10 protein-coding genes and 1 other RNA gene are annotated in these 13,213 nt (G+C 40.2%); 8 read left to right on the forward strand and 3 right to left on the reverse strand.

The window, feature by feature from the left end; translation table 11 throughout:
- Positions 1 to 240: 240 nt before the first annotated feature.
- Entirely contained in the window at positions 241 to 705 is a 465-nt protein-coding gene (locus DC498_RS22560) for a hypothetical protein (RefSeq protein WP_133176951.1), read from the reverse strand.
- Between the two features lie 124 nt (positions 706 to 829).
- Positions 830 to 1,894 carry a branched-chain amino acid aminotransferase gene (locus DC498_RS22565; RefSeq protein WP_116876420.1) on the reverse strand — a complete coding sequence of 355 codons (1,065 nt, stop codon included), beginning with the start codon at positions 1,892 to 1,894 and terminating at the stop codon, positions 830 to 832.
- 67 nt (positions 1,895 to 1,961) lie between these two features.
- Here DC498_RS22565 and DC498_RS22570 point away from each other — a divergent pair, with 67 nt between their 5' ends.
- The 7 genes from DC498_RS22570 (at position 1,962) to ssrA (ending at position 6,790) form a co-directional block, all read left to right on the forward strand.
- Entirely contained in the window at positions 1,962 to 2,465 is a 504-nt protein-coding gene (locus tag DC498_RS22570; RefSeq protein ID WP_116876421.1) for a hypothetical protein, read from the forward strand.
- A gap of 10 nt (positions 2,466 to 2,475) precedes the next feature.
- Positions 2,476 to 3,072, forward strand: coding sequence for an RdgB/HAM1 family non-canonical purine NTP pyrophosphatase (gene rdgB, locus DC498_RS22575; RefSeq protein WP_116876422.1), 597 nt, complete (start codon positions 2,476 to 2,478; stop codon positions 3,070 to 3,072).
- 37 nt (positions 3,073 to 3,109) lie between these two features.
- Positions 3,110 to 3,667 (forward strand): RNA polymerase sigma factor, encoded by a 558-nt coding sequence (locus tag DC498_RS22580; RefSeq protein ID WP_116876423.1) that lies wholly within the window; start codon positions 3,110 to 3,112, stop codon positions 3,665 to 3,667.
- A 22-nt stretch (positions 3,668 to 3,689) separates the two neighbouring features.
- The gene (locus DC498_RS22585) at positions 3,690 to 4,688 is read left to right on the forward strand and encodes a hypothetical protein (protein WP_116876424.1); all 999 of its coding nucleotides are present in this window, start codon (positions 3,690 to 3,692) and stop codon (positions 4,686 to 4,688) included.
- Positions 4,689 to 4,734: 46 nt separating this feature from the next.
- A complete protein-coding gene (locus tag DC498_RS22590; RefSeq protein ID WP_116876425.1) occupies positions 4,735 to 5,184 on the forward strand; it encodes an acyl-CoA thioesterase in 450 nt (149 codons plus the stop codon).
- Between the two features lie 155 nt (positions 5,185 to 5,339).
- Positions 5,340 to 6,254: a sugar phosphate isomerase/epimerase family protein gene (locus tag DC498_RS22595; RefSeq protein WP_116876426.1), complete on the forward strand. Its 915-nt coding sequence runs from the start codon at positions 5,340 to 5,342 to the stop codon at positions 6,252 to 6,254.
- 162 nt (positions 6,255 to 6,416) lie between these two features.
- Positions 6,417 to 6,790, forward strand: a transfer-messenger RNA (tmRNA) gene (gene ssrA, locus DC498_RS22600).
- A gap of 62 nt (positions 6,791 to 6,852) precedes the next feature.
- On the opposite strand, the gene DC498_RS22605 is transcribed toward ssrA, so the two are convergent.
- On the reverse strand, positions 6,853 to 10,119 hold the full coding sequence (locus DC498_RS22605) for a S41 family peptidase (RefSeq protein WP_116876427.1): 3,267 nt from the start codon (positions 10,117 to 10,119) through the stop codon (positions 6,853 to 6,855).
- A 396-nt stretch (positions 10,120 to 10,515) separates the two neighbouring features.
- On the opposite strand from DC498_RS22605, the gene DC498_RS22610 reads away from it, so the two are divergent.
- Positions 10,516 to 13,209, forward strand: coding sequence for a tetratricopeptide repeat protein (locus DC498_RS22610; protein WP_116876428.1), 2,694 nt, complete (start codon positions 10,516 to 10,518; stop codon positions 13,207 to 13,209).
- Positions 13,210 to 13,213: the final 4 nt, after the last annotated feature.

Below are 13,213 nucleotides of genomic sequence, written 5' to 3' on the forward strand. Positions count from 1 at the left end.
TTCTAACTCTCTGACTACTTTTTGCTTAAAGCTAATACTATACCGGATCACCGTTTGGACATCTCTTGTCATGGTATTACAGATTTTTTTGTTCTTAAATCTGTCTACTTATGCTAGGACAAGACATGCTGTTGGGATCCAAAAAGCCTGCAACTCATAACCTGCAACCATTTATAAAAATATCCCCCGAAGCCGCAAACGCTGCTGAAAGCTGATCGCTGATAGCTAAATGCTGATACCTCAATCTATATCTCCCCTTGCCTGCACATTTGCCCCATTAAGCACTTTCACATAATACCCCTTTTGCCCCACCAGGTCGGTGTATTTTATGGGTAGATTAGAGCCACTGCTCATTACAGGACTGGTTACCAATGAGCCTGTATTACCGTTTACCAAACCTAAGTTCGAGAAAACCAACTCATTACCTGATGCATCTTCCTTATTTATTACTGCCTCAAAAGTAGCATTTGACTGCCGGAAAGGCTGGCTTATGGAAATAGTGATTTTTGCATTACCGTTTGCCAGTTGGTCTATGCGGAAACTCCCTGCGTCTACAGGGCTGCCACTGGAGGAATTATAGAGGCTATATTCTTTATAACCAATACTTGGATTCTCGTCTTTATCTTTTTTACAGGCCAAAAACACATTAACAGCTACGATAATTACAGCGCAAAGCAATGCGGTGTTAAACATTCTTTTTGTCATAGTCAAAGTCATTTGACTATACCATATAGAATATCATACCAGTATGAGATATCAGGTTTCAGGCAGGTATCAGGTTGTTATGCTGACAGCCGACTGCTGATGGCTGGCGGCTGATCGCTAATATCTAAATGCTTAATAACCAACCATGTGTATCTGCCACTTTTCTTTCTTTAATGGCATCCATATTCGCTTTTACCTTTGAGCTTAACGCCCAGTTGGCTTCATTAAATTCCATCACATAATCTTTATACTTCAATTTCTGTATCATGGCAATGGTGGCCGCAGTGCCTGTTCCAAATACTTCCTGTAATTTCCCCTCAATATGGGCATTTACCACCTCATCAATATGAATACGGCGCTCTTCCACTTTTACACCCATTTCCTGTAATATTGTTATCACGCTGTTTCTTGTAACACCATGCAGGATAGTTTCCTCTTCTAAAGAAGGTGTAAGCGCTACATTATCTATTACAAAAAACACATTCATCATACCTACTTCCTGTAGCCATTTATGTTCAAAAGCATCCGTCCATAGTACCTGGTCGTAGCCCTGCTGTTGTGCCTTTGTAGCCGCCAGCATACTTCCGCCATAATTACCCGCGTTTTTTGCAAAACCAACACCACCAGGAGCGGCGCGGGTGTATCTTTCTTCCACCAGTATATTCATTGGTTTGGGAAAATACGGCCCGGTTGGGCTTAAAATGATCAAAAACTTATACGTTTCAGAAGGGCGAACACCCAGTATCTGATCCGTTGCAAACATAAACGGACGGATGTACAGCGAGTGATCTTTTTTATTGGGTATCCAGTTTTTATCCAGGGCAATGAGCTGGCGCATCCCTTCTATAAAAATTTCTTCAGGCACTTCAGGCATATTCATTCTTTGCGCAGAAGTATTGAATCTCTTGAAATTGTCGTAAGGTCTGAAAATAAATGCTTCGCCATCAGCATCCTTATAGGCTTTAATACCTTCAAAAATAGATTGCCCGTAATGTAATGCCGCAAGTGAAGGATCAAGAACAAGTGGTTGGTAAGGCTTGATCTCCACGTTCGTCCACTTACCATTTTCATATTCTGCTTCCAGCATATGATCGGTAAAATATTTTCCAAAAGGAAGGTTTTCAAGCGACACGTCGTTCAGCTTACTCCTTTCTATCCTTGTTACTTTTATATCCATTGCGGCAACCATAAAACACTATTTTTGTTGCAAAGAAACGAAAAAACCGGCTGGCTTAAAAGCCGCTAATCAAATTAACATGAGCTTAAAACAAATTATTTTGTCTCCCGAAACGCTGGCTCAGCTATATACTTCGCCTGTTATTGATACACAATCCACCGAAAAGCCCAACCCTGTAAAAGAACAAACAGATACCATAAAATATCTTGGATCAAATAAAAAAAATATCAGCATACTTGTAAGGGCTGCTGATGCGCCGTTTCTGAACGATAAGCTATTCAATTTTCTTGCAGGTATATTAAATGCCTGTAGACTTAATATGGCAGATGTGGCATTAATTAATATTTTGTCTGCAAATAATGCCGGGTATACTGCCATCAACAATATTACCAATCCTGAAAAAACGATATTATTTGATGTTAGCGCGCAGGACATATCATTGCCCTTACAGTTCCCGCATTTCCAGGTACAGCGCTTTAATAATGTAATGTACCTTTCTGCCCCCTCACTCAATGTAATTGAGACTGATAAAGCCATAAAAGCACAGCTTTGGGCCAGTTTAAAACAGTTATTCCAATTATAATTATTAACCTATGCAGCAACTCATTTTTGCTACCAATAATCAACACAAGGTTGCCGAAATACGTGCTTTCCTGGGAAACGGCTTTGATATTGTCACCCTGAAAGAAGCAGGCATTGATACCGACATTCCCGAACCTTATAACACGCTGGAAGAGAATGCCCGGACAAAATCTGAAACCATTTATAAAATGACCGGCACTGATTGTTTTGGAGAAGATACCGGGCTGGAAGTATATACTTTAAACGGAGAGCCGGGCGTAAAAAGCGCCAGGTATGCAGGTGATGGGCGCGATTTTGCAGCCAATATTGATAAATTATTGCACAATCTTGAAGGGAAGACCGATCGTTCAGCCCGCTTCAGAACAGTTATATCTTTAATAATCAATGGAAAAGAGCATCAGTTTGAGGGTATTTGCGAAGGGCAGATCATAGGGCATTACCGTGGAACAGCCGGTTTTGGGTATGACCCCGTTTTTGTACCGGAAGGTGATACCCGTACATTTGCCGAAATGTCTCTGGAAGAAAAAAACAAATTCAGCCATAGAGGAAAGGCAATGAAAAAACTAATATCTTTCTTACTTAATAAGATAAAACACCCGCAGCAATAGCCAGGTAATTAACATGGCTCAATATTAATGCAGAAAAATGTCTATACAAAGCAACCATACGACCACCGAAGCCGACTTAATAAAAGGCTGCATTGCCGGCGAAAGACGAATGCAGGAGATTTTATATCAACGTTTCTCTCCGAAAATGTATGCCGTCTGCCTTAGATATGCCAATAAAGCTGAAGACGCGCAGGATATTCTACAGGATGGTTTTGTAAAAGTTTTTAAGAATCTTCACATGTACAGGGGCGAGGGTTCTTTTGAGGGATGGATTAGAAGGATTTTTGTAAATACCGCTATTGAACATTATCGCCGGCAGGTAAATCTTTACCCGGTTACCGAAGGGCATGAGAACGCGCTTGAAGCCAAAGATTTATCAGCACTGGATTCGCTGAATATGAAAGACCTGATGGGTATTATACAGGAACTTTCACCGGGCTATAAAACAGTATTTAACCTTTATGTGATAGAAGGTTATTCACATAAAGAAATAGCGGAAATGATAGGCATAAGTGAGGGAACAAGCAAATCGCAATTGGCAAGAGCAAAGGGCATTTTGCAAAACATTATAAGAACCAGATTAACACCATCATAAAAAAGCTACCCTGTTGACAACCATGGAATGGAACAAAAAACTATATGAACACGAAGTAATCCCACCTGAACATGTGTGGAACAAGATCGTGCATGATCTTGATAACGAGTGTATCGTTTTCAAGGATAAGTTGTTTCATGCCGAAGAAGCCCCGCCGGAGCACTTGTGGAGCAAAATAACCGGTGACCTGGATAATGAATACATCATATTTAAGGATAAATTATTTAACGCAGAGGTAACACCTCCATCCGCCGCATGGAATAATATCCAGGCAGTACTTGATGGTAATACAACCGGCAAAGTACCTGTAATCAGTCTTTCAGGAATTTTTAAAATAGCCGCGGCGGCTGCCGTAATTGGTATACTGTTTTTTACCACCAATTATTTTATTAATACCAACAAAGCTGAGGCAGACAAACCCACAGCGCAGCAAACTGTAAAGCCCCGGCAAAACAATGATGCAGGTAAAAATAATGTGCAGCAGGAGGTTGCTGCTGATCAATCTGCACCATCTGCCAAAAAGGACAAATCATTAATAGCTTCTTCTTTTGAAATAAGTAAGAACAGGAAGCAGGAAAGCATAAGGCAACATAATACAACATACAATGAAGGAGGTGTTTCCATCAGCACACCTTCTTTGGCATTTGTAGAGGCAGCGCAATCTGCTGTTACCGATAAATATGACCTTGGAAGCAGCTCCAGCAAACGGGTTCGTAATCTTAAAGGTGAAATAAAAGAAGATATCAGCCTGCTTGATCTGCCTAACAGTTATTTTTTAATGACCGGCCCCGATGGACAATCTATCCGCGTTTCTTCAAAATTCAGAAATACCATACAATACTTAAATGGCAGCGGCAATGAAGAATTGCTTGATGTAATTTTAAGAGAAAGCCGTTACTGGAAAAATATTTTCAGGGAGTGGAAGGAAAAAGTAAGCAATTCCACCTTTGTGCCTTCAGCTAATAACTTCATGGATATTGCAGAGCTCATGCAACTGCTTCATCAAAACAACGGGAAATAATTTTTAAAGAACAACCTGCTGTTTATCTTTACTTAAAACCAAAAGCATGGCAAGGGTAAAGCTGGAAGTTCCCTCAACATTTTCTTTTCAAACAACCATACCAATCCGCATTACCGATGTAAACTATGGTGGTCATGTTGGTAACGACAGTATACTATCTATTTTACATGAGATAAGAATACAGTTTCTGAAAAAGTTTGGCTGCGATGAGAAAAACTTTTTTGGGGCAGGGTTAATTATGAGCGATGTAGCGATAGAGTTTAAAAAGGAGTTATTTTATGGAGATCTTCTTTATGCATCTGTTACAATACCCGGTTTTGATAAACTAAGTTTTGATATTTTTTATAAACTGGAAGTAACTGCAGGTGAAAAAAAGACTATTGTAGCGCTCGCAAAAACAGGGATGGTATGTTTTAATTATGATACCAGGAAAATTGTCGCGGTTCCCGAAGAAGCAAAAAAAAAGGGCTTTGATGGAAATCAATGCCCGTTTTAATCCAATATCTTATGAAAAACCTGACACAAGATTAATGTCCTTTCCGCTTTGTTTTACATTACACTGAGTAAACGGCAGAAAATTTGAGTGAATGGATACAGTCCCGGAAAATATAGTGAGCGAAACTGTATTTATTTGTTTTAATATAAAATATTATGAAGAATTTTAATCGAAGGGATTTTTTAAAAAGCAGCGCGGCGCTGCTGCCTATACCGCTTATCGGGTATAGCTTTGATATGAAAGCAACCAAACCCTTATTATCATTTTCCACGTTGGGTTGCCCTGACTGGAGTTTCGATGAGATACTGAGCTTCGCTGCCCGGCATGGTTTCAGCGGTATAGAATTCCGTGGCTTACACCGTGAAATTGATCTTAGCAAAGCCCCGGATTTCAGCGCGGCAAACATCCGTACATCCCTGCAAAAATTAAAGCAACATAAATTACGCATCATCAATCTTGGCGCATCAACCGCGCTGCATTATACCAATAAGGCAGAGCGGGAAAAAAATATTGATGAAGCAAAACGCTACATAGATTTAGCGCAGCAATTGAATTGCCCATACATACGTGTATTCCCTAACAAGCTTCCGAAAGATGATACAAGAAATGCGGTAATAGAATTAATTATTGATGGTTTAAAAACATTAGGCGACTACGCAAAAAATACCAAAGTAACGGTGCTGATGGAAACACATGGCGATGTGGTATATACCGCTGACCTTGTAAGAATTATGGAATCGGTAAATCATCCCAAAGTGGCGCTGGTGTGGGATATTGCCAATATGTGGACAATAACCAAAGAACCTCCGGCAGAAGTATATCCCAAATTAAAACCATATATCCGCCATACGCATATTAAAGATGCTACCCTTGATGGAGATAAAGTTAACTATGTGCTGTTAAGCAAGGGACAGGTACCCATTTTTGAAGCCATTGATCTTTTACACAAAGATGGATATAAAGGGTTTTACAGCTTTGAATGGGAAAAGCTCTGGCATCCTGAACTAATGGAGCCGGATATTGCATTTGCGGATTATGCAAAAGTGATGAAAGAATATTTTAAGATTTGAGATTTCTGATTTGAGATTTTTGATTTGAGATGGGGATGTCGCGGGGGTGTTGGGGGATTGTTGTTTATGGTTTGTATATTTGCAGTTGGTTTGAAAAAAAATAATTGTGGTTTATTCTTCATTTTCAAATTTCCACACTTTCAAATTTTCAAATTACCTCCCGGGGCTGACCGGTTTTGACAGCAAAGTTCTTTGTACGAGTAAGCATGCGGTGCGTTGGATAATTAGCACCTTAATCTGAATATTCAACAATTTAAATGGCAATACACAGTATGCCATGGCTGCCTAATCAGTGATTAGTTAGTCATTTGGGCCGCCGTCCGGGTCTGTCTGTTACCGAGGGCCGCCGCCGACTTAAAAAGAAAACGGAATGCTGTTATGCAAGGCTGTGCGCATAACATAAGACCTATACAGCTAAGGAATACATTGGTATGTTGATGTCCGGTTTGTTCCCGACAATTAATCATCAAATAAGCATGTAGAAGGCGTATGGCGGATTTGTTTGGACCAGGGTTCGACTCCCTGCAGCTCCACAAAGAGGAGAATGACGAAACATTCTCCTCTTTTTCTTTCAAAGAACAGGCAGTTCCTGCCGCTTTTAATTTTTCTGATCATACTTAAATGCCTTATTGGGATAAGGTGGTGGCGGTGGCACAGGCACCGGTTTCGCTTTAATAAGCTCCTGCAGATGCTTTACCGCATACTCCAGTTGTGCATCTTTTCCTTTATAAGTTTCAAACGGAAGATTATCTACTTCAATATCCGGGATAACCCCTTCTCCTTCAATAAGCCACTGCCCTTCTGGTCCATATACACCAAACTCCGCGGCGGTAGCCACGCCATTATCTACCAGCCGGTTACTGCCGGTAAGCCATATTTCTCCGCCCCAGGTGCGCATGCCCACCACTTTACCTAACCCCAGTCTACGGAAGCCTTCAGTTATTGCTTCCCCGTCAGATGCAGTTTGCTGATCGCACAAAATAACCATATGCCCACGGAAAGCATATTGCATATTCCATGTAGGTTTACCGGCACGCGCCTGCCAGTACATCCATGCCTTACGCATCAGCTTCTCCAATACCCAGCTATCTATATTGCCGCCATTATTATTGCGCACATCTATTATCAAACCGCTCCTGTCAAATACAGGATAGAATTGTTTTACAAAATCATCCATATCATTACTCCCCATTGCTTTCAAATGAATATACCCGATATCATTATGGCTCATGCTATCCACCTTTCCACGGTTGGTCAATTCCCATTCATTATACCGGAGCAGGTTATCTGTATACCATGCGCAGGGCTTAATAACTTCATTATAAGTTTTACCTGCTTTATCAACCAGTGTCAGCTTTACCGGGCGGTTTACTTTGTTCAGTAGTAAGGCCTGCACAGCCGCAACTTCTTTAACCGGAATATTATCAACTATGGTAATGATATCTCCTTCACGGATCTTAGACCCACGCATGGCAAGCGGAGAACGAAAATCAGGATAGTCAGGGTCTGTATTATAAATATGTACGATCTTTTCTCCTTCTGCCGTACGCTCTGTATGTGCACCTAAAAAAGACATCGGCATCTGGTCGGGCGAATACCGTTTATCACCGCCCCCTACAAACGTATGTAATGCCGATAACTCACCGACCATCTGGCTGATCAGGTCATCCAGTTCATAGCGATCCGTGATCCTTTCTACCAAAGGCTCATATTGTTTGCGTATCGCAAGCCAGTCAACGCCATGCATTTTCCTGTCATAAAAATAATCTCGCATCAGCAGCCATGCATCATGAAATATCTGTTTCCAATCCTGCACCGGATCCAGCACATACGACCAGTTGTCTAAAGCAAGCTTTGATTTTTCGGCATCCACTTTTTGCCCGTTTGCATCCGCTATCGCCATTGAACGGTTCTGGTAAAAAAGCAATGCTTTATTTTTCTTTTGTGAAAGCACAATTGCACTTATACCTTTGGCAACCTCAACAGGCTCGTATTTTTTAGCAGCTTCAATTTTTAATGCCATTAATGCGGCTCCATCTCTTCCGCCTTCATTTCCTCTATCCAGCCAATACAAATAACCATCGGCTACCAGCAACGCATTATAGTTCCCGCTCTTAACCGGCACCTCGTACAATTCACCTGTAACACGATTCCAGTCTATTTCTGCCGGCTCTGCAGGTTTAACAGTCTTTGCTTTTTTATTTTTACCATCAGCTACTGTTTCTTTTTTTTCCATCCATAGCGAATCACTCAGCCATGAGTCTTCCACCACAAAAGGAAATTTAGCAGCACTGTCGAGCGCCATTGCATACATATTAGTCGTTTCAGTATAATAAGGTTCAGGCTGGCGTGAGCCCCAGGGGCTGAACACTTTTGTTTTCAGGTTTCTGTCAGAGAGAAAATACAGCCATTTACCATCTTTGCTCCACGAAGGGCTATAACTATCGAGCCGGGTAGTGGTAATGGGGCGCATAGATTTTTTACGAATATCATATATGCATATCTGGCTGTTCTGATTGCTGATGCTGTGCTGGAACGTAAGGTATTTGCTATCGGGCGACCATACAAGTTCCTGTATACCGCCATACGAACTATCATAGGTAAACTGAACATTGCCATTTGTCATATCTGCTATGCTCAGGGCCTCATTCTTATCTATAAAAGCTACCCATTTGGCATCCGGTGATACTGAAAAATTTTTGATCAGCGTTTTTGTATTGTGTGTTACCTGTTTTGCGCTGTCACTTCCGTCGGCAGATAATTTCCATATTTCAAATGATCCGCTTTTGTCGCTTAATACAGCAACGGTTTTGTCGTCAATAAAATGTATCTCACGGTGACGGATACCGTCTTGTTTTGGTATTTCTACCCAGCGGTCGCTTTTAGCAGGCGAAACAAATACACGGCCACGGCTTATTAATGCCGCGTAATTACCGCCTGGCGATAAATCAGCATCACTGATAGTATTTGTCGGGTTTTTTATCCAGCGTGGTTTACGCTGATCAAAATCTGATTGTAATGTTATTGACAATAATTTTTCCTGGTTGGAAGCAATATCATACAACCATATATCAGCTCCTTTTTGATATACAATACGACCATTTTGTAATGAAGGCGTTTGCAGATCCCATCCTTTGGAAAAGGTTTGCTGCTTCAGATCTTTTCCGGAAGTATTCATGCTCCATAGGTTCATAGTGCCGTCTCTGTCGCTGAGAAAATATATACGCCCGTTAAAAAACATCGGGCTCGTACTGGTACCTTTAAAATCGCCGGTAAGATTAGCCGCCTCATGCTTACCATCAAATTTCCATACCTGCTCAATGAACCCGCCCTGGTAGCGTTTTGTTTTACTGCCCTGGTTGGGATAACGGGTAAAATATAAATTACCATCGCCATCATAAACCCCCAATGATGCCTGCCATAATGGAATTGGTTCGCGCTGCAAGCTTACCGGGTCAATAGTGAACAGTTGAGGCGTTTCTATCTGCGTGTAAAGATTACTCCTGAACAATATTTTTCCATTCTGCAAAAAACCGGAAGGGTATACTGCGCTGCCATCATACGTGATGCGGCGGGGAATACCACCTTCCGCAGGCATTACATATAATTCTGATGGTCCTTCGTATTGCCCAACAAAAGCAATCTGCTTTCCATCAACAGAAAAACAAGGGACTGATTCCATACCGGCATGTGTTGTAAGCCTTGCTGTTTTGCCACTGCCGATATCATAAGTCCATAAATCACCTTCGGCAGTAAACACTACGGTATTTTGATAAATGGCAGGATAACGATAATATCCTTTTTGTTGAGCATGTGCAGCAACATTGCACAGCAATACCACGGCAAACAGGAGGTAATTACGCATAAAAACAGGTTTGTGTTTGAATAGAATAAAGTGATCATCTGGAAAAGGCTAATTCATTTTTATATGCGGCAAGGACACATTTCACTGATTGTAAATTTAATCAGTTATTTTTTATTTATACTATAAAGGGGGCTGTAGGGTGCATTCCTGTTTTTGTACATTTATTGTATATAATTAGAACCCGGAATACTCTGATTGTGCGGAACTTGCAGGATATACTCTGTGATATTCAGCCATGATCTGCGTTATCAGTTGTTATGCTTCGCCTTTTTTGTGCAGCGACAATTTGGAATGTACTCACACTCCTCTGCATGCATCTTGATAAAATATTCTATATTTAAACTACCTATCTTATCCTGCGGCAACTATTATTATTTACAGGCTCATAAAGCGAATATGAATAAGCTGTATAGCGTTTTGCTTTTTCTTCTGGTTGCATTATGTCATAATGGAAATGCACAAAAACTATATGGTTTTGTATTTGAGCAAAACAGCGGCAATAAACCGGTAACAGGAGTGATTGTAAAGTCGATGCTGGCAAACCAAACATTAACTACAGACAATGGCAGCTATACTTTAAACTTTCAAAATGGTAAACCCGGCCATAGTGCTGTGCTTATTATTGAAAAGGAAAAATGGGTTATTACTGAAAAATCGAAACTTGAGGTAAATCTTCCGCTCGATCCCTTCAATCATCCGCACAATATAATCATGTGCAGGGCAGATGTTTGGGCTAAACAAAACCAGGATAACAAAATATTGCTAAACAAATTACTTAAGGATGCTTTGCAAAAACAAAAGGCAGCATTAAATAAGCAAAGCAGCGATTATCAAAAAACGATTGACTCCCTGGAGGAACAATATGTAAGATCGCAGAGAAACCTGGGTGAAATAACAGAAGCCTTAAGCCGGGTAAACCTGGACGACGTATCGGAAACCGAGAAAGCCGCTTATGCGTATTTTACTGAAGGAAAAATAGAAGAAGCTATCCTGCTTCGTGAGACATTGCAAAGTGAAAAAAACCTGTTAATTGCCAACCAGCGATTAAAGGAATTAAAAAGCAAAACGCTTGTCAATGATTCGGCTTTGGCAAGTGTATACAATACAATCAACCTGCATCGAAGGAATCTAAAAGAGGAAATTACCCTTGCACAACTTCGTTTCGATTGGAAAACGGCTGAGAGGAAATTAAAATTCCTTGCTGAAAACGACAGCCTTAATTATGAGAACCTTTTCAGCTATGGTGATTTTTTATATAATCAAAATGATTTTGATAAAGCGGATATGATTTTCGAAAAATTAATATCCGTATTCACCACCCTTAACCAGGCAAATGCAAATGCCTTTGGACCCAACCTGGCTGACGCATTATATAAATCAGGTATCATTAAAAAAACAAAGCATCAATTCAGTAATGCTGAAAGATTAATACAGCAATCCTACAGCATCTATAATAATTTATATAAAAAGGATGTAAATACATTTATTCAGCCCTTCACTGAGATTGCTGTCGCCCTTGCAGATATTCACGGAAGATTACGCCTGTTTTCAAAAGCTGAAAATGAATACCGGCAGGCATTGGTCATTATTGATCAAATCAAATCTTCAAACAGGAATATTTATACTTTACTATTGGCAGAAATACAAAGCGGGCGGGCAGCTTTAAGCATGTATACCAATGATTATTCAGCGGCAGAAAAATTATTTAAGGAAGCATTAAGCAAACGAAGAAGTCTTGATAGCATATATCCTTTATCGCAGGAACCTGATATTGCCGCAGTTCAAACAAAGCTGGCTGCTGTATATATTCAGCAGAAAAAATTTGATGCAGCGAAAGTATTGCTTACACACTCGCTGGAGGTATACAAAAAATTTCAACAAACTTCCCCTTTGATATTTACTCCGTTGGCTGCAGAAGTACAAGCACTTTTAGGAGATGTATATACGGTAAGGGCAGACCTTGGCACTTATGCCGTAAACAAACCAGACAGTACTGCTGCCCATGATTACTTCAGTTCATCATTGCAATCATTCCGTATACTTGCCACTCAAACCCCGGAAGTATATGAACCGGCGCTTGCCAATACCTGCTACCATTTTGGTATATTCTTTAACGAGGCAGCAGAATCAGATTCTGCAGAAGCATTATACACGCAAGCCATCGGTTTATATGAAAAGCTTGCCAGTCAAACACCTGCCGCTTTTGATATACCATTGGCAAAAGCGCAGCAAAAGCTGGCGAAATTATACACGCTTCACAATAGTGAATCTGCAAAAATTTTATTAAGCAAATCACTTGCTATTTATAAAAAGTATGCCGCGGCAAAAGAAAATATGGAATTGCCAATAGCCGACATAATGTTTGATGTGGCAATTGTTAACCGCTATGCCGGCACCGCATACTCAAAACAGGAAAAAGAACATTTGCTTAAGCAAAATTTGCAGGAGTTTAAAGAACTACTGCCTGTTTATAAGCGCCTGGATGATAAGTATCCCGGTGTATACAAAGAGGATATCGAATCAATTAAAACATTTATTTCAAGCACAGATAATGAATTAAAAAGAATTCAGCAACTGGATTCTTCAGTATACACTTCGGTAAGTGATTCAGATAGAGCAGTGCAGGAGTTGTCGGGTATGATGTATGATATTCAGACGGCTACTTCTCTTAGTAATAAACTTATGCTGCAACAATCGCTGGTTGCTAAGAAAAAGGCATATATAAAAGCAGGTAATTTTAGCGATATCATATCATTAGGACATGATTTAAACAGCTTATCTTGGTATTTATTATTCAGTAAGAAATATAAAGAGGCTGAAGAGGCGGCTACAGAAGCATTAAATCCTGCATTTAAAAAACCGGAAGGTTACGACAAAGAGATTGAGTATGCAAAAGCAAACCTGGCGCACGCACTTTTGTTGCAAAACAAATTTGATGATGCAAAAAAAACATATTTATCATTAAAAGGCAGGAACTATATAGATGGAACAAGTTATGTTAGCATGTGCATAGATGATATAGACCAATTGGAAAAGGCAGGAATAACACATAAAGATTTTGAAAAAATAAAAACTTTACTGGTAGAATAAACCT

Source organism: Terrimonas sp., assembly GCF_003075435.1.
Taxonomy (GTDB): Bacteria; Bacteroidota; Bacteroidia; order Chitinophagales; family Chitinophagaceae; genus Agriterribacter.

Coding starts and splice junctions, on each gene's coding strand:
- DC498_RS22560 (WP_133176951.1), bottom strand. CDS start 705: ATGACAAAAAGAATGTTTAACACCGCATTGCTTTGCGCTGTAATTATC.
- DC498_RS22565 (WP_116876420.1), bottom strand. CDS start 1,894: ATGGTTGCCGCAATGGATATAAAAGTAACAAGGATAGAAAGGAGTAAG.
- DC498_RS22570 (WP_116876421.1), top strand. CDS start 1,962: ATGAGCTTAAAACAAATTATTTTGTCTCCCGAAACGCTGGCTCAGCTA.
- rdgB (WP_116876422.1), top strand. CDS start 2,476: ATGCAGCAACTCATTTTTGCTACCAATAATCAACACAAGGTTGCCGAA.
- DC498_RS22580 (WP_116876423.1), top strand. CDS start 3,110: ATGTCTATACAAAGCAACCATACGACCACCGAAGCCGACTTAATAAAA.
- DC498_RS22585 (WP_116876424.1), top strand. CDS start 3,690: ATGGAATGGAACAAAAAACTATATGAACACGAAGTAATCCCACCTGAA.
- DC498_RS22590 (WP_116876425.1), top strand. CDS start 4,735: ATGGCAAGGGTAAAGCTGGAAGTTCCCTCAACATTTTCTTTTCAAACA.
- DC498_RS22595 (WP_116876426.1), top strand. CDS start 5,340: ATGAAGAATTTTAATCGAAGGGATTTTTTAAAAAGCAGCGCGGCGCTG.
- DC498_RS22605 (WP_116876427.1), bottom strand. CDS start 10,119: ATGCGTAATTACCTCCTGTTTGCCGTGGTATTGCTGTGCAATGTTGCT.
- DC498_RS22610 (WP_116876428.1), top strand. CDS start 10,516: ATGAATAAGCTGTATAGCGTTTTGCTTTTTCTTCTGGTTGCATTATGT.